We start from the raw sequence: 17,938 nt of genomic DNA, 5'->3' as shown, positions 1-17,938 counted from the left end.
GGTTGATTGTAGCGAAAGTGCGAGACTCCTGGTCGGCTAAAGACGGCCACGTCCTGTGGCCAACGCCGACACTAGGACGTCCTGTCCGTCGCGGGATCTGCGGGACAGGTGAGACCCCACAGGCGTTTACGCCGAGGAGGCTCACCGCCCGCCCCGCGGAAAGCGAGCAACTGTAGCGGAAATCAACCAAGCACTGTCCTGGTAAGCAACAATGTTTACAAAAACAACCTATAAAAAAAATAAATAAATATGTGACGCTTCTTTGGCATGTCTTTTTTTGAAAAGGTTTTGAAAACAAATACCAAATCTTCAATAATGCTCATTTCCCAGTAATCTTTTGGAAACTCAGCAAATTTATGCCTCTATATTCCGAGAGTCTATTTAAATAAACTTTCGGCATTCACCGTTGGGACAATTTTGGCAATAAGTTTTGGGACACTGATGATTTCCGAGAGAATCTATTTAAGCTTTATGACCTCCCACAAGAACAGAGCGTTTTCTAGTTGTCCCTGCATCCGTATAAGAAACAGCACGCAAGAGAGAAGCTGTTCCATACGTTCGCCGAATATGATCAACTGTATAGCCAAGCTCCTTTTCACGTACTTTCTCAGGCTCGAACAAACTGAGTTGGAAATGATCGTCATTTGCGATATTAGCCAAAGTAATTGAAATTTGCCGTACTGCCTGTCCTGTGTCATAAGTATTAAACAATTTTAAACAAACCCGATAAATATCCATCGTTGTGTTAGTTGGCTCCTCAATGGAACAGGAACGTAAGAACCCACCTCCCCACTCCCTTTCACTGTAGCTAATACCGAGACTAATCGTTCTCCCCGCCTTTTTTTGTTCGCGTGCTCGCCTTGCCACCTCTTCACACATTTCCAACATTACACAATGGATTTCGGATCTCTCCTTATAATCTCGCAGCAAAATTTGACTTTTACCAAAACTAATTTGTCCTTCCATAATCGGCGCACCCAATTCAGACAAATCAACACCCCATGCGTGATAATAAAGTTGATTCCCCATAATACCGAATTTTTTCTCAAGTAAACTTCTGTCATAATGAGCCAATTGCTTTACAGTGAAAATCCCCATATTATTCAGTGACTTTTCCAGTCTTTTACCAATTCCCCACATCTTCCTAAGCGGAGATACTTTCCACAATTTTTGCGGAACATCCTCATATGTCCATTCAACAATTCCATCATGTTTAGCATCAAGGTCAAGACACAATTTAGAAAGAAGCATGTTGGGTCCGATCCCAATTGCGCAAGTAAGTTGAAATTCCCGTAATAATTCATCTTTAATTTTTTTAGCAACGGTATGAGCCTCTCCCCACAATTCGCTTGTTCCATCAATTTGAATGAAACTTTCATCTACACTGTATACATGGATGGCATCTTTCGGGACATAGCGATTGAATAGGCGAATAATTTCAGTAGAAATACGTAAATACGTACTCATCTTTGCCTCATCAAGTATAATTCGACTGTCGTTTGGTATTTCGAAAAGGCGTGACCCCGTTTTAATACCGAAGTCCTTTTTCATAGGAGGGGTTGCCGCAAGCACGATACTACCTGGCTGACTTAAATTTCCGATGACAGCGAGATGACATTTTAAAGGATCAAGTCCTTTCATCACCGCCGAACAGCTTGCATAAAAACTCTTCATATCAATGCATAGTATTTTTTTATGTGGAAGTGTACCGTAATCAATATCCATTATACCGCCACCCTCCAAGGAGAAACATACGTTCCTATACTATGCATTATAATACAAAAGTATGCCTTTTTGATCAATAAAATTGCATTTCCAAATATTGGATATAGCAAAATGACCTTTCAACTAGTTCAATGTGCCTGAATATACATTTTTGGGGCTTTCTATAGGTTTGCCTTCTCATGTCCCCTTCCACACTTTTATTCGAGATTGGTCGGGGCAATACATCTCTTAATCAGCTGATCAGAAGAGGGTATTTAAACGGACATGAAAGAGGATGTCCAAATAAACAAATGGACATCCTCTTTCTTTTAATCAACATAACTAATCAGTTTACATCTTGGGATAGGCGTATCATATCTCTACACCAGATTCCGTTTTCAAAAATGTCATCCTCGTAATGGCGTATAAAAAAATCACGATCCACACTTGTAATGCGAAATCCACATTTTTGATACAACACTAATTGCCCAATACTTGAATTACCTGTTCCGATCTCAATAGTTTTATAGTTTCTTGCTTTTGCTTTTTGAATCGCATCCAAAAGCAACTGCCTTCCAATACCTTTTCCTTGTTCATTCTCAGTAACAGCAATATTAACTAACTCAACTGTATCTGGTCTTGTAGGAAGTAAAACATATACTCCGATTATTGCTTGATAATTTTCAGCTATATAACATTTCCCACGTTTCAAATATTCCTCTATCAATCTCTCGGATGGGTCAGCCATTAATAATAAATCGATTGGAGGCTCCTCATTTATATTTAATTCCCTAATTTTCATTTGTGCTCCTCCTTAATTTACTTTTTAAAGAAAGCTTTTCTCCCCAAGCGTTCTACAGTGTTGGGCATTAAAGTGTGGAGTATACTTGTCCAGTTCATCCACCAAGGCAAATTAATTTCACGCTTTTTTGTAAAGATCACTTGAACAATTTTCTCAGCTACCTTTTCTGGCTCTAAAACAACACGGCCAAGATTTTCTAAATAAGCTCCTTCTGGATCGGTATACCGGAAAAATTCCGTACGAATAGGACCTGGATTAACAGCAGTGACATAAACACCGAATCTAACCATTTCCATACGCAAGCTGTTTGTAAACCCGAGTACAGCATGCTTTGTAGCAGCGTAAGCACTGGATTTGGGAGTAGCAAGTTTTCCTGCCTGAGAAGCAATATTAATAATATGGCCAAATTGTCTTTTACGCATAGATGGAATAACTGCTTTTGTGCAAGAAATCAAGCCTAACACATTGATAGAAAACATCCTCTCAAGATCGGTTAATTTCAAATCCTCTGCTTCAGCAAAAATACCGTAGCCAGCATTGTTGATTAATACATCAATAGCTTCAACTTCTTCATAAATTCTTTCGAAAATTGACGGGATTTTTCTCAAATCAGAAACATCCAAAGCCATGACCGTACAATCGATACCATGCTCCTCTCGTATACGATTTGCAACCCGATTAAGCCGATCTTCATTTCGAGCGAGTAAAAAAAGACGGGCTTTATTTTCAGCGCATTTGTATGCGATATATTCTCCTAACCCGCCGGAAGCCCCTGTAATAACGACTGTCTTTCCTTCTAAATCCTTATTTTTCATCAAGTCATCTATTCCTTTATCCGATTATTAATACCCATCATTATAATAGAGCAACATCACCAATAAAAGATATATTCTTCAAACCAGTCGGAAAAATGTACGCAATTGTCTTGACAATCATTCTATTGATTTGCATAATCAAAGATACAATTTTATTCATTCACAGAAGGAATCATTCTCTTTAAGTGGAGAATGGGTTTTTTATTTTTCAAATTGAAAGAAGGAAAAAAATGAAGATTTCATTTATAGGAGCTGGATCAATTGCCGAGGCGATTATTTCTGGAATGCTCCAAAAACAGATTTGTGCGAATGACAATATTTTTGTAACCAATCGCATGTCGCAATCTAGATTATCAGAATTAAAAAATAAATATGGGATTCAAACAACATATGATTTGCAGAAGATTTCTCATAATCCTGATATGATCATCATGGCTGTTAAACCGAAGGATGCCGTACAAATTTTAAAAAAATTAGCTCCCTATACAAATGAACACACTTTTATCGTTTCCGTCATGGCTGGGGTTTCAATGAACATAATCAATAACACATTGAACAAAGATTGCGCTGTTGCTAGAGCGATGCCGAATACTTCAGCAAGTGTAGGCAAATCAGCAACAGCTATTAGCTTTAACCCCTTCGTTTCTGATAAACAAAAACAATTAGCGAATATAGTCTTTGAATCAGTAGGCATAACGACAGAAGTAGAGGAAAAACAACTAGATATTGTAACTGGGTTAGCAGGTAGTGGTCCAGCCTACTTTTACTACATTGTAGAAGTAATGGAAAAAACCGCCCAAGAACTAGGAATTGAACAAACCACTGCAAGAGAATTGATTATCCAAACCATTGCGGGTGCAGCAGAAATGTTGCAGACGAGTGGCATGGAAGCTCAGGAACTTAGAAAAAAAGTAACAAGTCCAGGTGGTACGACAGAAGCAGGTATACAAATCCTTAAAGATCGGAATGTTGATTCAGCTTTCACAGATTGCATAAAAGCAGCTACTGACCATTCCAAGAAATTAGGAGAAATGTTTACTTTCCAAGACTAGTGGGGCAAGCTATTAACAAGCATGTAACTGTCGTTAAATTCCCTCTATTGCTATAATATTTGGTAAAGCTACATTAAAGGGGAGTAAGTAATGACAAATAAGCTCTTTGAACCATATACAATTAAAGATCTAACATTGAAAAATCGTATTGTCATGTCACCTATGTGTATGTATTCTTGCGAAAATCAAGACGGCATGGCTAACGACTGGCACTATACTCACTATAGTAGCAGAGCAGTGGGACAAGTAGGATTGATTATCGTCGAAGCTACAGCTGTTACACCTCAAGGTAGAATCAGTCCACAAGACTTGGGGATTTGGAGTGATGATCATATCGAAGGTTTACAAAAATTAACGAAAATGATCAAGGCTCATGGGGCAGCAGCGGGCATTCAGATTGCTCATGCTGGGAGAAAAGCAGTGCTAGAAGGAGAGATTCTTGCTCCTAGTGCCCTTCCCTTTAATGAAAACATGAAGATTCCGAAAGAAATGACTACCGAGGAAATTAAAAACACCGTCCAAGCGTTCGGGAAAGCGGCGGAAAGAGCAAAAAAAGCTGGATTTGATTGTTTAGAAATCCATGCTGCTCATGGTTATCTAATCAATGAATTTTTATCACCGCTCACGAACAAACGAACTGATCAATATGGCGGTTCACAGGAAAATCGTTATCGTTTCTTAAAAGAGATTATTGACGAAGTAAAACGTTTTTGGAATGGCCCACTTTTCGTTCGCATATCAGCGAATGATTATCATGAAGAAGGCCTTAAGGCAATTGATTACGTAACAATGGCAAAGTGGATGAAAGCTCAAAAAGTTGATTTGATTGATGTTAGTTCTGGAGCAGTAGTGCCTGCAAACATAAAAGCTTATCCAGGTTATCAAGTACCATTTTCGGAAATCATCCGTAAGGACGCAGCTATACCAACAGGTGCAGTTGGTCTTATCACAAGTGGAAACCAAGCTGAAGAAATCTTGCAAAAGCAATGCGCCGATCTTATTTTCCTTGCTCGCGCGCTTCTGCGTGATCCTTATTGGCCACAAGTTGCGGCAAAGGAACTTGGTTTCAAATTACAACCTCCGAAACAATATGAGCGCGGTTGGAACTAATAATCGAACATAACGATTGCCCGCCTCCATCATCTTTTAGGTGGGGCAATCGCTATTTCAAAGAAATCATAGGCCATTTTCGTATTAGGAAAAGTTACTTTTGCTTCATTGGTTAGTCCGTCCCAATCTTCCTTTAAATACCTTGAGCTAATATGATTCAATACTAATTGCTGGACCTCAGCATTTTGAGCAAGTGTTGCTGCCTGAGCAGTTGTCGAATGAAAATATTCACTTGCCATTTCTTCACTACCAGCAGCAAATGTCGCTTCATGAACGAGTACATCTGCATCTTTAGCAAGGTTAAAAGCATTCCTGCACGGACGGGTATCTCCAAGAATTGTAATGACCCTGCCTTTTTGGCTAGGCCCAAGATAATCCTTTCCCTGAATAACTTTACCATTATCAAGCATAACGGTTTCACCGTTTTTTAAGCTTTTATAAATGGGGCCGGGGTGAATACCATCCGCGGCAAGTCGTTCTGCGTCCAACTTTCCGGGTTTATCTTTTTCGGTTATTCGATATCCAAAACTAGGCAAACCATGATCAAGAAGCATAGCTTCAACAAGAAATTGATCATCCTCAAATATGATACTTTCATCGATTTCTTCGATCGTGAGAGAATATTTCAAATGAGTTTGACTAACTTTGAGTGCTGTTTCAACAAAATCTCTAATTCCTTTTGGTCCATATAAAGTTAATTCTGTGATACCACCCTGAAAAGATCTACTTCCCAAAAGTCCTGGCAATCCAAAAATATGGTCTCCATGCAAATGGGTGATAAAGATTTTTTCAATCTTACTGGGTTTTAAAGATGTATGCAATATTTGGTGTTGAGTTGCTTCGCCACAATCAAAAAGCCAAACGGCATTTCGTTCTTGTTGGAGCATTAATGCGAGGGAAGACACATTACGTTGTTTAGCCGGCATTCCAGCTCCTGTCCCAAGGAATAATAGTTTCATTCTTAACCCCCTTATATTTTTGTCTATTTTACCATATTTACCTAAAAAATAATGATATAATCCTTAAATAGCTATCTCATAATTCGTCTTTTTCTATCATAATTGGTAAAATGTAGCTAGTACAATAATGTGATTTACACAAGAAAAGAGAGGTTTACAAAATGATTCAATCTGAGACACCTGCATCCTTGATTATGATTTTTGGAGCAACGGGAGATTTGGCAAAAAGAAAACTATACCCGTCTCTTTATCATCTTTTCCAAAGAAAGAAACTTGCCAAACATTTTGCGGTAATCGGCGTAGCGAGACGACCGTGGTCCGATGAAATATTAAGAAACCATGTGAAGGATTCTGTCCTTACATCAATCCCAGATGCGGAGCGTATCGATGAGTTTATTTCTCATTTTTATTATCAAGCTCATGATGTAGCAGACTCGGCATCATACATAGAACTGAAAAATCTTGCTACAAAGTTGGATCAGAATTATTCGCTTCAAGGTAACCGAGTTTTTTATCTAGCGATGGCTCCAGAATTTTTCGGAACAATTGCGGAACATCTTAAAAAGGATGGCTTAACGGATACTGAAGGTTTTCATAGATTGGTTATTGAAAAACCATTCGGTCATGACCTTGAATCTGCAATCGAATTAAACAAGCAAATTCGCAACGTGTTTTCCGAAAATGATGTATATCGAATTGACCATTACCTTGGGAAAGAAATGGTACAAAATATCGAAGTTATTCGGTTTGCCAACGCTATCTTTGAACCACTTTGGAACAATCGATTTATCTCTAATATTCAAATCACATCAAGTGAAATGCTAGGTGTTGAAGAGCGTGGTGGATACTATGAAAAAAGTGGAGCTTTAAGAGACATGGTACAAAACCATCTACTTCAGATGGTTGCCTTACTCGCGATGGAGCCTCCAATCAAGCTAAATCCTAAAGAAATTCGCAGTGAAAAGGTAAAAGTGCTTCGAGCACTAAGACCGATTAAAGATACAGAAGTTCCAAATTATTTTGTAAGAGGACAATATGGACCTGCGGAGATTGACGGAAAAAGAATCTCAGGTTATCGCGAAGAATTAAACGTCAATCCTGATTCAAATACGGATACGTATGTGGCCGGAAAACTAATGATTGATAATTTCCGTTGGGCTGGAGTTCCATTCTATATTCGAACTGGTAAAAGAATGACTGCCAAATCAACAAAAATCATCATCCAATTCAAAGATGTTCCAATGAATTTATATTATAATTCGGACGAAAAGTTGGCTCCAAACTTGCTTGTCATTCATATCCAGCCTGAGGAAGGTATTACCCTTCACCTAAATGCAAAAAATACAGGACAAACGATGGAGACAACACCAGTTAAACTTAGCTTTTCAACTAATGATATTGCTGGTTACAATACTCCTGAGGCTTATGAGAAACTTTTACACGATTGCTTGCGTGGTGATGCGACCAACTTTACACATTGGGATGAAGTTGCCCTCTCATGGCAATTTGTTGATAAAGTAAGTCAAGTGTGGGAATCGCATAAAGCCTCCTTCCCTAATTATGAAGCAGGCTCGATGGGGCCAAAGGAAGCAGATCAGTTACTTGAACAAGACGGCTTTTTCTGGTGGCCAGTAACTAATTAGGCTAGAACATTTATACAGTTTTTCCCGGTGATATATTATCACCGGGTTACCGTTCTCAAAGTGAACCACCTAAGTCTGTAACGAATATATTATCGCGGAGGTGTATTTTCCGTGGAAAAGTCTAATGTTGATGAATACTTACAAAAAGGAATTTATGGGGCTAAACAGACAAAACCGGAAGAACGTAAGAAATACCTTGGGACTTTACGCGAAAGAATCGTGGTTACGCTAACAAATGGCCAAGTCATGGAAAAAGGAGTTTATCCCGAAGTCGAACAATTTATGAAAGAAAATCCGAAGGCAACCTTGTTGTTAAATGGCGATTTGGATTACAGCTATTTGTCAGATTATATAGCAACTGCAACGAAACATAATATAGCTTTTTCCATAGTGACTGACAGAACTCATGAAACGAACATTGGCCTTGTACTAACTTATGATTATGCGATTGATAAGGACGAGATCTATATTCAAAAGAAAGAACCAGAACAGGTTCCTAAGAAAAAAAATGGGATTCTTTCAGGGTTAGTTGGATTTTTAAAGAAATAACTATAGACCAGGTTTTCTTTGTTTATTTTTTAAGTCCCGTCCTTTTTGAAGACTGTGTTTACCAAATTTATCATGAATTTTATCCATCACTCGGTAGAGCGGCTCCTGTTGGGCCGCTTTTTCATATGTAAATAAGTCCAGCTGTTCGTAAGCCTGATCTTCATCTACTAAATCCTGTCCAGTTATGCCGAGAAGTCTCACTGGATCACCATTCCAGTTTTCCACAAATAATGGCTTGGCAGCTTGAAAAATCTCTTGACTATTCTTAATGGGATTATTCAATTTCTTCCCTCTAGAAATTGTCTTCCTATCTTTGTAGCGAATAGTCACAGATATGTTCATCGTCATATATCCTTTTCGCTGCATTCTGTCCGAAACACTCTTTGCTAAATTCTCAAGAACATCGAAAAGATCAGACTGATTAGTCATATCCTTTGGTAAAGTAACTGAACTGCCAACGCTTTTATTTTCGGAATATGCAAGTGGATCAACGGGACGTCCATCCACTCCATTGGCACGTTCTCTTAATTTAAGACCACGAATACCAAAGTTCGCTCTAAGTATTAACTCACTTGCCAGTGCCAATTCTCCTATTGTTCGAATATCCAATTTGGATAGCTTTTCGGCTGTTTTTTCACCTACACCGTGCATCTCAATAACAGGTAAAGGCCAAAGAACCTTTTGAATATCTCTTTTTCGTAAAATAGATATTCCAAGTGGTTTTTTCATATCTGAGGCCATTTTGGCTAGAAATTTATTCGGTGCAATTCCAATGCTGCAAGGAAGATCAAGTTCTTCTAATAAATTCCTTTGGATAGTTTTAGCAATTTCCATAGGAGTTCCCAATTCTTGGCATTCCGTAATATCAACATACCCTTCGTCAATAGAAACAGGCTCAACTAAATGCGAAAATTGCTGCAACACATTAAACATCGCTTGAGAAGCTGTTCGATACCGTTCAAAATTTGGTTGTCGAACAATTAAATTCGGACACAATTTTTTAGCTTCCCAAAGTGGCATTGTTGTCCGGACACCGTATTTACGTGCTTCATAACTACTAGTAACTACGATCCCCCTTCTTTTGTTCTCATCGCCAGCAATTGCAAGCGGTTTACCTTTTAAAGAGGGATCATAGGCCATTTCAACAGATGCAAAGAAACTATTCATGTCTACATGTAAAATGACTCGTCCATTTTTAGGATAGAACTGCTTCATTTTAATCACCTTCTATAGAAAAAAACTTACACTTCCTGACGCTGTTCCACTAAGTATTCTTTAATTTCTTTCACTCCATCCAATACTTCTAATAAACTTTCTGGATTGATCATCGTTATAATGCGATCATCAAGATTTGCAATAGATGAGAAATATTTAGTTTTATGATACGCAACTAGCCCTATTTGTTGAAGTGCTTCACGTGGAATTTCCAATATTTCTTTCGCTTCTTGTACTAGAAGTCCGAATGAAAGTTCTTCCGTATGTATAACTATCATCCGTGCCTTGTCGTCTATAATAATATTTGTCTCGTACAATATATTGGCTAGATCAAGCAACGGGATTAACTCCCCTCTTGATTTGACAACACCTTTCATATAAGAGGGTAAATGCGGGACAGGATTTGTTTTTTCAACCTTCTCAATAGAAACGACATTTTCAACTGGTATTGCATACTCTTCCCTGCCCGCATTAAACACTACTGATGTTAAATTCATATCCTCACAACCTTCATTCATATTAATGCGGAAAGCAGGTAAAACCTGCCTTCCAAAACCAATCATGCTCTTGTAGAAACCTCTTCAACAATAGCTACAGTCATTTCAGCTAATTTACAAAGCTCTTCAATCGGCATCCGTTCATTTGTTGTATGAATTTCTTCATAACCAACAGCTAAATTAACTGTCGGGATATCAAATCCAGCTATTACGTTTGCATCACTTCCACCACCGCTTGTAAGCAGTTTGGAGGCTCTTCCAATTCGTTCTGCTGCTTTCTTAGCAACTTCTACAACCTCATCACCATCAGCAAATTTAAATCCGGGATACATAATTTCAATATTTATATCGGCTGACCCGCCCATTTTTTGAGCTGTCTCTTCAAATGCTACCCGCATTGCTTCAACTTGTTTTTCCATTTTTTCTGGAACAAGAGAACGTGCTTCAGCTAAAATATAGACTTCATCTGCTACAATATTTGTAGCTTTTCCTCCTTCAAACCGCCCGATATTTGCTGTAGTTTCTTCATCAATACGTCCAAGTGGCATTTTTGCTATTGCTTTGGCTGCAATCGTTATAGCTGAAACCCCTTTTTCTGGCGCTACACCCGCATGAGCAGTTTTTCCATAAATATGCGCTGTAACCTTCGCCTGAGTTGGAGCTGCAACAATGATATTACCTACTTTTCCGTCACTATCGAGCGCAAAACCATATTTAGCCGTAATTCTCTTAGGGTCAAGAGCTTTCGCACCCACTAATCCGGATTCCTCACCAACTGTAATGATGAATTGAACATCACCATGTTCCACTTTTTGTTCTTTAAGTACGCGAATCGCCTCAAATATAGCTGAAATACCTGCTTTATCATCTGCTCCAAGAATAGTCGTTCCGTCTGTTACTACATAATCATCTTGGATCGAAGGTTTCACTCCATTTCCAGGCACAACCGTATCCATATGACAAGTAAAATAAATTGGATCAACAGCTTGTTTAGATCCTTTTAAAGTACAAATCAAATTTCCAGCTCCATGACCAGTTTGATCCATCGTATCATCTTCATATACTTCGACTCCTAGATCAATAAATTTTTTCTTTAACACTTTAGCTATTTCAGCTTCATTTTTAGTTTCGGAATCAATTTGTACCAATTCTAGAAATTCATTTATAATACGTTCGTTATTTATCATGTTTCATTCCTCCATTTTCGTTTCTATTTCGAGTATGTAGATTCCATTATATTGATTTTAACATTTTTTCCTGTTTGAACGGAAACATTAACCACTGCGATAGACTTGTCTTAAACTAGAATTCTAGATAAAATAATAGTAATTATAATAGGTAGGGGTGCTTTGCCAAATGTCTAATAAAAAACTGCAAAAAATTGTTGTCTATATTATGCTCTTTTCCATGATTGCCATGACCATTATTACAGGTTTATCATTTTTATAGGACCTGAAAAGGTGAGGTGGTTGAAAGGCCTCACCTAAATAGCCCCATGTTCTCGAGCGAGTTCTTCAAACTCAAGGGTTGAATGGATGATTAATACGTTGGTCCCTATAGGTATTTGCTCATAAAGAAATTCCAGGGGTTCTTTCTCCATTCTAATACATCCTTGTGAAACATAATAGCCAATGGTAAAGGGCTGATTCGTCCCGTGAATTCCATAAACCCGTCCATCTGTACCATCCGCATCAAACCCTATCCACCTGGAACCGAGTGGATTCCGTGGGTTCCCGCCAGGAATATTTTTTTTACGATAATAAGGATTTATTGCTTTTACGGTAATAGTAAATAGCCCTTCAGGCGTTAACGTATTTGTTTTCCCAGTTGCTACTTTCGTTTCCAGTTGTATTTTCCCTTGATTGATCCATGCAAGTTCATTTGTTCGTTTATTGATTATAATTAATGAATCCCCGGGTAGAATTGGGGAATCGAATGGCCAAAATGGCGTATTTATAAACAAGAAGATCGCAAGTAATATTCTCATTTCATCAGCACCTTTTTCATTATTGTGTGCTGAATACGACATTTTCATGTTTACCTTAAAAAAGAAAAACCCTAAAATGAATGGGCATTTTAGGGCGTCCATGTTTATTCGGTTATTTATACCTCTTCACAATATTCATCGAAATATTGCTGTAGTTTGTTGACAACCGACATTGGGTCATGTCCTTCAATTTCATGACGTTCAACCATCTTACAAATCTTTCCATCTTTTAGCAAGGCAAATGATGGAGAGGATGGTGGATAATCAGTAAAATAGCTGCGAGCTTTCGCAGTAGCTTCTTTATCTTGTCCTGCAAAAACTGTTACAAGATGATCCGGACGTTTATCATAATGCAATGAATGTGCCGCTGCTGGACGTGCAATACCACCTGCACAGCCACAAACTGAATTAACCATTACTAGGGTCGTTCCTTTACGTTCTAACGCTTTTTCAACATCCTCAGGCGTAGTTAGCTGGTCATATCCGGCTCTTACCATATCTTCACGTGCTTGAGCAACAATGTCGTTCATATAAAGATTAAAATCCATGCCCATTTATATTCCACTCCTTAGCAAGCTTGTTTCAATGTTATCATAGCAGTTTTTAAGTATTTTAAGCAAATAATCGGTTTATTTTAAAATAGATGTTTATTTAATAAGAGATTGGGTAAGCTTATAATACATCTAGATCCATACCCCTAAACTCCCTAGATGTTTTGGACAGCGATTCTGCTGTCCTTTTTTAGTTGTGTGAATCTTAATAGACAGCACTAAAAAAGAAATTGAAAAGGATCAATCCAACAGATTGAATCCTTTTCGTCTTTAATAAACAGAAGTATTTTCTTTCGGGATATTTTCCAAGATTTCTTTAATTCGCTGCATAAAATGACCGCAAATAAGTCCATCTAATATCCGATGATCTAAAGATAAGCAAAGATTGACCATGCTTCGGATAGCTATTCCATCATTTAGGACAACAGGTCGTTTAATGATAGATTCAACTTGTAAAATCGCCGCTTGGGGATAATTAATAATTCCGATAGACTGGACAGATCCAAAGGAGCCCGTGTTATTAATTGTAAAAGTTCCCCCTTGCATATCTTCATTGGTCAAATTTCCAGTTCTTGCTCTTTTAGCAAGATCCGCAACATCCCTGGCAATTCCTTTAATGGACTTTTCATCTGCATGTCGAATTACTGGGACAAACAATTCATTTTCCGCAGCAACTGCAATTGAGATATTAATGTCTTTCTTTTGAATAATTTTATCCCCTGCCCACATCGAGTTGATCATCGGATACTCTTTAAGGGCTTGGGCAATTGCTTTGATAAAGAAAGCGAAGTACGTTAAGTTGAAACCTTCCCGTTGTTTAAATTCTGTTTTTAATGAATCTCGATATTTCACAAGGTTCGTGACATCTACTTCGATCATCATCCAAGCATGTGGGATTTCCGCTTTACTTCGGACCATTTTTGTAGCAATCGCTTTTCGAACATTTGATACTGGAATTTCAATATCTCCGAAACCAGCTTGGACAAAAGATGATTTAGTTGGAGTTGTTTTTTCCTTTTGCACTTCAGTCGGTGGTGGTGACACTTCAGACTGGGCCGTCATTCCAGTATCAATCAAAGTTTGTAGATCTTTTCTTGTAATACGTCCACCCCGCCCAGTCCCATTTACTTTTGCTAAATCAATACCGTGTTCTTGGGACATCTTCAAGACGGCGGGTGAAAATCTTAATTTACTTCCTTCCTGAACTTGATTATTTATAACCATTTCATTCTCCCGTCCCACACTTGGATTAACGGTCGTTTCTGGTTGTTCGAGTGTGTTTTCTGTATTAATCGTACAGATTGTTTCTCCAACTGCTAAAGTTTCCCCTTCTTCCACTATTATTTCAGCAATAGTTCCCATATAAGAGGAGGGAATTTCTGCATTTACTTTATCTGTCATTACCTCTGCGATTGGATCATATTTTTCTACATAATCTCCGGGCTTCACAAGCCATCGGCTAATCGTTCCTTCTGTTACGCTTTCTCCAAGCTTGGGCATAGTGATGTTTTCAATCGCCATGATGTTACCCCTCCCTTATAGGTTAAAATTCCGCTAACTCACGCATCGCTTTTTCGACTTTATCAGAATTAATCAAGAAATGCTTCTCCAAAGTCGGAGCGAACGGCATAGCTGGGACGTCAGGCCCCGCGAGCCTCATAACTGGAGCATCCAGTTCAAATAAGCAATGTTCTGCAATAATCGCAGCAACTTCACTCATTATGCTTCCCTCTTTATTGTCTTCTGTTAAAAGTAACACTTTTCCAGTTTTTGATGCAGCTTCTATAATGGCTTGTTGATCTAGTGGATAGACAGTCCTTAAATCAAGGATATGAACGTTAATCCCTTCTTCAGCCAGACGCTCTGCCGCTTGTAAAGCAAAATGAACACATAGGCCATACGTTATGACCGTTATGTCGTCACCTTCACGTTTGATATCTGCTTTTCCGATCGGCAATACATAATCATCTGTGGGAACTTCACCTTTTATCATTCTGTAAGCTCTTTTATGCTCGAAAAAAAGGACAGGATCTTTATCACGAATAGCAGCCTTTAACAATCCTTTGACATCATAAGGAGTCGAAGGCATGACAATTTTCAATCCAGGTTGATTCGCAAAAATGGCTTCAACAGATTGGGAATGGTATAAGGCTCCGCCAACTCCTCCTCCATAGGGTGCCCGAATAACAATTGGACAACTCCAATCATTATTAGAACGATAACGAATTCTCGCTGCTTCAGAAATAATTTGATTGACAGCTGGCATAATAAAATCAGCAAACTGCATTTCCGCAATTGGTTTATATCCATACATAGCAGCACCGATTCCAACACCTGCTATGGCAGATTCAGCTAATGGGGTATCTATTACCCTTTGCTCGCCAAACTGTTCATATAGCCCCTGGGTGGCTTTAAAAACACCGCCTTTTTTACCAACGTCCTCACCAAGAATAAAGACTTTTTCATCGCGCTCCATTTCCTCTCGCATCGCCATTGTAATAGCTTCTATATAAGACATCACTGCCATTATCTATTCCCCCTGTTTCTCCGGCGCATAAACGAATTGAAACAACGTTTCCGGATCTGGATAAGCTGCATGTTCCGCATATTCAGTTGCATCATTGACTTGCTTCATGATGCTTTTTTCAATTTCACTTTCCATTTCGCTAGTAAGCAAGTTATTTTCATACAAATACTGCTTAAATAAAAGGATTGGATCTTCTTCCTGTAATTTGGCCAATTCCTCTTCTGGACGATACCGCCGTTGATCATCATCTGATGAATGGGAGGTAATTCTATGAGTCATTGCTTCAATAAGTGTCGGACCATCCCCATTCCGAGCCCGATCTGCAGCTTCTTTAACAACTTGGAAGACAGCTAAAGGATCTTTACCATCAATGGTAAAACCGGGCATCCCATAGCCTACGGCACGATCTGACACTCGTTCACATGCTATTTGTTTTTCGATCGGAACAGAAATTGCATACTGATTATTCTCACACATGAAGATTACTGGTAATTTATGAACCCCTGCAAAATTAGCTCCTTCATGAAAATCTCCTTGATTGGATGATCCTTCTCCAAAAGTAACAAATGTAACTAGATCATTACTTTCCATCTTCGCAGCTAGGGCGATCCCAGCTGCATGAGGAACTTGAGTTGTTACAGGTGATGATCCTGTTACAATTCGATTTTTCTTTTGGCCAAAATGCCCTGGCATCTGACGTCCAGCTGAATTAGGATCTTCTGCTTTTCCAAATCCAGAAAGCATAATATCTCTTGGTGTCATTCCAAAAGCTAAAACAACACCTAAATCTCGATAATATGGTAAAACATAATCTTTCTGGCGATTGAGCGCAAAAGCAGCTCCAACTTGTGCAGCTTCCTGTCCTTGACAAGACACAACAAATGGTATTTTCCCTGCACGATTTAAGAGCCACATTCGTTCGTCTAAGCGTCTTGCCATAAGCATCGTTTCGTACATATCCAAAACATCTTGATCGCTAAGCCCAAGTTCTGCATGGCGTGTAGTCACCATTCTTATCCCTCCCACTTTATTTATATATGAATTGCTATCCCATCAACAGCTAATGCTGCTTCACCAATCGTCTCGCTTAATGATGGATGAGGGTGAATCATTGTCCCTACTTCCCACGGAGTGGCATCCAATACTCTGGCTAACCCCGCTTCCGAAATCAAATCGGTCACATTCGGTCCAATCATATGTACGCCCAAAATATCATTGGATTTTTTGTCAGCTATAACTTTAACAAATCCAGTAGTCTCACCAAAAACGAGTGCTTTACCATTAGCCATAAAAGGGAATTTACCAACTTTAAGCTGATAACCTTGTTCTTTAGCCTCTTGTTCGGTAAAACCAACACTAGCTACTTCAGGATGGCTATAAATGCATCTTGGTACAGTTTGATATGCTAAAGGTTCAGGGATGGTGCCTGCAATATGCTCAACTGCATGAATTCCCTCATGAGAGGCAACGTGTGCCAGTTGATACCCACCAATGACATCGCCAATAGCATATATATGGGATTCTTTTGTTTGCATATTAGAATTTACAGAGATAAATCCATTCTTTACTTCAATTTCCGTATTCTGAAGACCAATTTCGTCTATATTTGCTTTTCTTCCAACAGATATAAGCATTTTTTCCGCTGAGTAATTTTTTTCTTCACCGGCGATTTCAACTTTAATATTGATTTCACCAGGTCTCTTCTCATATGTTTGCGGTAAGACCTTTGCTTGAGTTACAATATTGATTCCTTTTGCCATTAATACCTTTTCCAATTCCTTGGAAATTTCTGCATCCTCATTCGGAATAATACGATCTGCATTTTCAAGGATTGTAACCTGTACTCCAAAGTCGGAAAGCATAGAAGCCCATTCAATTCCTATCACTCCGCCACCAACGATTAGTATAGACTCCGGTAAATTTTCCATTTCCAAAGCTTCATCAGAGGTTAGGATAGCTTTTCCGTCAATTTCTAATCCTGGCAATGTGCGAGGACTTGATCCAGTAGCAATAATGACATTCTTAGGAACCAACATTTCGTTTCCACTTTCCATTTCGACTGAAATAGTTCCTGGGAGAGGCGAAAAGATCGATGGCCCAAGCAATCTTCCGAACCCATGATAAACATCAATTTTACCCTTTTTTATTAAAGATTGTACGCCGTTATAAAGTTGGGTCACAATACTATTTTTTCGAAGTTGAACTTTTTCAAAAGCTAGTTGAAGATTAGAATGTAAGATTCCAAATTCTTCGCTTCTTTTCGCTAAGGAAAAAACCTCTGCACTCCGCAATAAAGCTTTACTTGGGATACATCCCTTATGAAGGCATGTTCCTCCGAGCTTCTTACTTTCAACAATAGCTGTTTTGAGGCCAAGCTGGGAAGCGCGAATTGCAGCAACATAACCGCCTGTCCCACCTCCTAAAACAACCAAATCATAATCAAGTGCCATAATAATCCCTCCATCTTGCTATATCTTAACAACTGTCCATATTTTGAAAAAAGGAGGTTGTCCTACTTTTTTTACCA

At 38.7% G+C, this 17,938-nt stretch carries 18 protein-coding genes; 5 read left to right on the top strand and 13 right to left on the bottom strand.

Features of this window, described 5'->3' with window-relative positions; all coding sequences use genetic code 11:
- Nucleotides 1-462: 462 nt before the first annotated feature.
- The 3 genes from BN1243_RS02765 to BN1243_RS02755 form a co-directional block, all read right to left on the bottom strand.
- Entirely contained in the window at nucleotides 463-1,725 is a 1,263-nt protein-coding gene (locus BN1243_RS02765) for a Y-family DNA polymerase (protein ID WP_062104746.1), read from the bottom strand.
- Nucleotides 1,726-2,050: 325 nt separating this feature from the next.
- Nucleotides 2,051-2,506, bottom strand: a complete 456-nt coding sequence (locus tag BN1243_RS02760) for a GNAT family N-acetyltransferase (protein ID WP_062104745.1) — start codon at nucleotides 2,504-2,506, stop codon at nucleotides 2,051-2,053.
- Between the two features lie 17 nt (nucleotides 2,507-2,523).
- Entirely contained in the window at nucleotides 2,524-3,321 is a 798-nt protein-coding gene (locus BN1243_RS02755; RefSeq protein ID WP_062104744.1) for an SDR family NAD(P)-dependent oxidoreductase, read from the bottom strand.
- 230 nt (nucleotides 3,322-3,551) lie between these two features.
- Between BN1243_RS02755 and proC the strand changes: the two genes are divergently transcribed.
- Entirely contained in the window at nucleotides 3,552-4,373 is an 822-nt protein-coding gene (proC, locus tag BN1243_RS02750) for a pyrroline-5-carboxylate reductase (RefSeq protein ID WP_062110331.1), read from the top strand.
- A 90-nt stretch (nucleotides 4,374-4,463) separates the two neighbouring features.
- Nucleotides 4,464-5,483, top strand: coding sequence for an NADPH dehydrogenase NamA (gene namA / locus BN1243_RS02745; protein WP_062104743.1), 1,020 nt, complete (start codon nucleotides 4,464-4,466; stop codon nucleotides 5,481-5,483).
- A gap of 29 nt (nucleotides 5,484-5,512) precedes the next feature.
- Here namA and rnz read toward each other — a convergent pair whose 3' ends face one another.
- Complete coding sequence (rnz, locus tag BN1243_RS02740; RefSeq protein WP_062104742.1) at nucleotides 5,513-6,442, bottom strand: ribonuclease Z; 930 nt, start codon at nucleotides 6,440-6,442, stop codon at nucleotides 5,513-5,515.
- Nucleotides 6,443-6,603: 161 nt separating this feature from the next.
- Between rnz and zwf the strand changes: the two genes are divergently transcribed.
- Together zwf and BN1243_RS02730 are read left to right on the top strand one after the other, a co-directional pair.
- Complete coding sequence (zwf, locus tag BN1243_RS02735; RefSeq protein ID WP_062104741.1) at nucleotides 6,604-8,085, top strand: glucose-6-phosphate dehydrogenase; 1,482 nt, start codon at nucleotides 6,604-6,606, stop codon at nucleotides 8,083-8,085.
- A gap of 111 nt (nucleotides 8,086-8,196) precedes the next feature.
- Entirely contained in the window at nucleotides 8,197-8,634 is a 438-nt protein-coding gene (locus tag BN1243_RS02730) for a YueI family protein (protein ID WP_062104740.1), read from the top strand.
- Here BN1243_RS02730 and BN1243_RS02725 read toward each other — a convergent pair whose 3' ends face one another.
- The 3 genes from BN1243_RS02725 to BN1243_RS02715 are packed head-to-tail and all read right to left on the bottom strand — an operon-like array spanning nucleotide 8,635 to nucleotide 11,533.
- Nucleotides 8,635-9,849, bottom strand: coding sequence for a DNA polymerase IV (locus BN1243_RS02725; protein WP_062104739.1), 1,215 nt, complete (start codon nucleotides 9,847-9,849; stop codon nucleotides 8,635-8,637).
- Between the two features lie 26 nt (nucleotides 9,850-9,875).
- A complete protein-coding gene (locus BN1243_RS02720; RefSeq protein WP_230200086.1) occupies nucleotides 9,876-10,412 on the bottom strand; it encodes a chemotaxis protein CheW in 537 nt (178 codons plus the stop codon).
- The gene (locus tag BN1243_RS02715; RefSeq protein WP_062104738.1) at nucleotides 10,409-11,533 is read right to left on the bottom strand and encodes a M20/M25/M40 family metallo-hydrolase; all 1,125 of its coding nucleotides are present in this window, start codon (nucleotides 11,531-11,533) and stop codon (nucleotides 10,409-10,411) included. Before BN1243_RS02715 ends, BN1243_RS02720 begins: the two co-directional genes overlap by 4 nt.
- Nucleotides 11,534-11,702: 169 nt before the next feature.
- On the opposite strand from BN1243_RS02715, the gene prli42 reads away from it, so the two are divergent.
- On the top strand, nucleotides 11,703-11,795 hold the full coding sequence (prli42, locus tag BN1243_RS21955; RefSeq protein WP_154669789.1) for a stressosome-associated protein Prli42: 93 nt from the start codon (nucleotides 11,703-11,705) through the stop codon (nucleotides 11,793-11,795).
- A gap of 34 nt (nucleotides 11,796-11,829) precedes the next feature.
- Here the strand turns inward: prli42 and BN1243_RS02710 are convergent, their stop codons facing one another.
- The 6 genes from BN1243_RS02710 to lpdA form a co-directional block, all read right to left on the bottom strand.
- The gene (locus tag BN1243_RS02710) at nucleotides 11,830-12,333 is read right to left on the bottom strand and encodes a L,D-transpeptidase (protein WP_062110327.1); all 504 of its coding nucleotides are present in this window, start codon (nucleotides 12,331-12,333) and stop codon (nucleotides 11,830-11,832) included.
- Between the two features lie 116 nt (nucleotides 12,334-12,449).
- A complete protein-coding gene (locus BN1243_RS02705; protein ID WP_062104737.1) occupies nucleotides 12,450-12,887 on the bottom strand; it encodes a BrxA/BrxB family bacilliredoxin in 438 nt (145 codons plus the stop codon).
- Between the two features lie 267 nt (nucleotides 12,888-13,154).
- The gene (locus tag BN1243_RS02700) at nucleotides 13,155-14,405 is read right to left on the bottom strand and encodes a dihydrolipoamide acetyltransferase family protein (RefSeq protein ID WP_062104736.1); all 1,251 of its coding nucleotides are present in this window, start codon (nucleotides 14,403-14,405) and stop codon (nucleotides 13,155-13,157) included.
- A 22-nt stretch (nucleotides 14,406-14,427) separates the two neighbouring features.
- A complete protein-coding gene (locus BN1243_RS02695) occupies nucleotides 14,428-15,411 on the bottom strand; it encodes an alpha-ketoacid dehydrogenase subunit beta (protein ID WP_062104735.1) in 984 nt (327 codons plus the stop codon).
- Nucleotides 15,412-15,414: 3 nt separating this feature from the next.
- Nucleotides 15,415-16,422, bottom strand: coding sequence for a thiamine pyrophosphate-dependent dehydrogenase E1 component subunit alpha (locus BN1243_RS02690; RefSeq protein ID WP_062104734.1), 1,008 nt, complete (start codon nucleotides 16,420-16,422; stop codon nucleotides 15,415-15,417).
- Nucleotides 16,423-16,442: 20 nt separating this feature from the next.
- Entirely contained in the window at nucleotides 16,443-17,861 is a 1,419-nt protein-coding gene (gene lpdA, locus BN1243_RS02685; RefSeq protein WP_062104733.1) for a dihydrolipoyl dehydrogenase, read from the bottom strand.
- Nucleotides 17,862-17,938: the final 77 nt, after the last annotated feature.

The sequence above is a fragment of the Bacillus niameyensis genome (assembly GCF_001375535.1).
Taxonomy (GTDB): Bacteria; Bacillota; Bacilli; order Bacillales; family Bacillaceae_C; genus Lederbergia; species Lederbergia niameyensis.
Note: the sequence above shows the minus strand (reverse complement) of the source record. Positions and strands in the feature narration are given on the sequence as shown.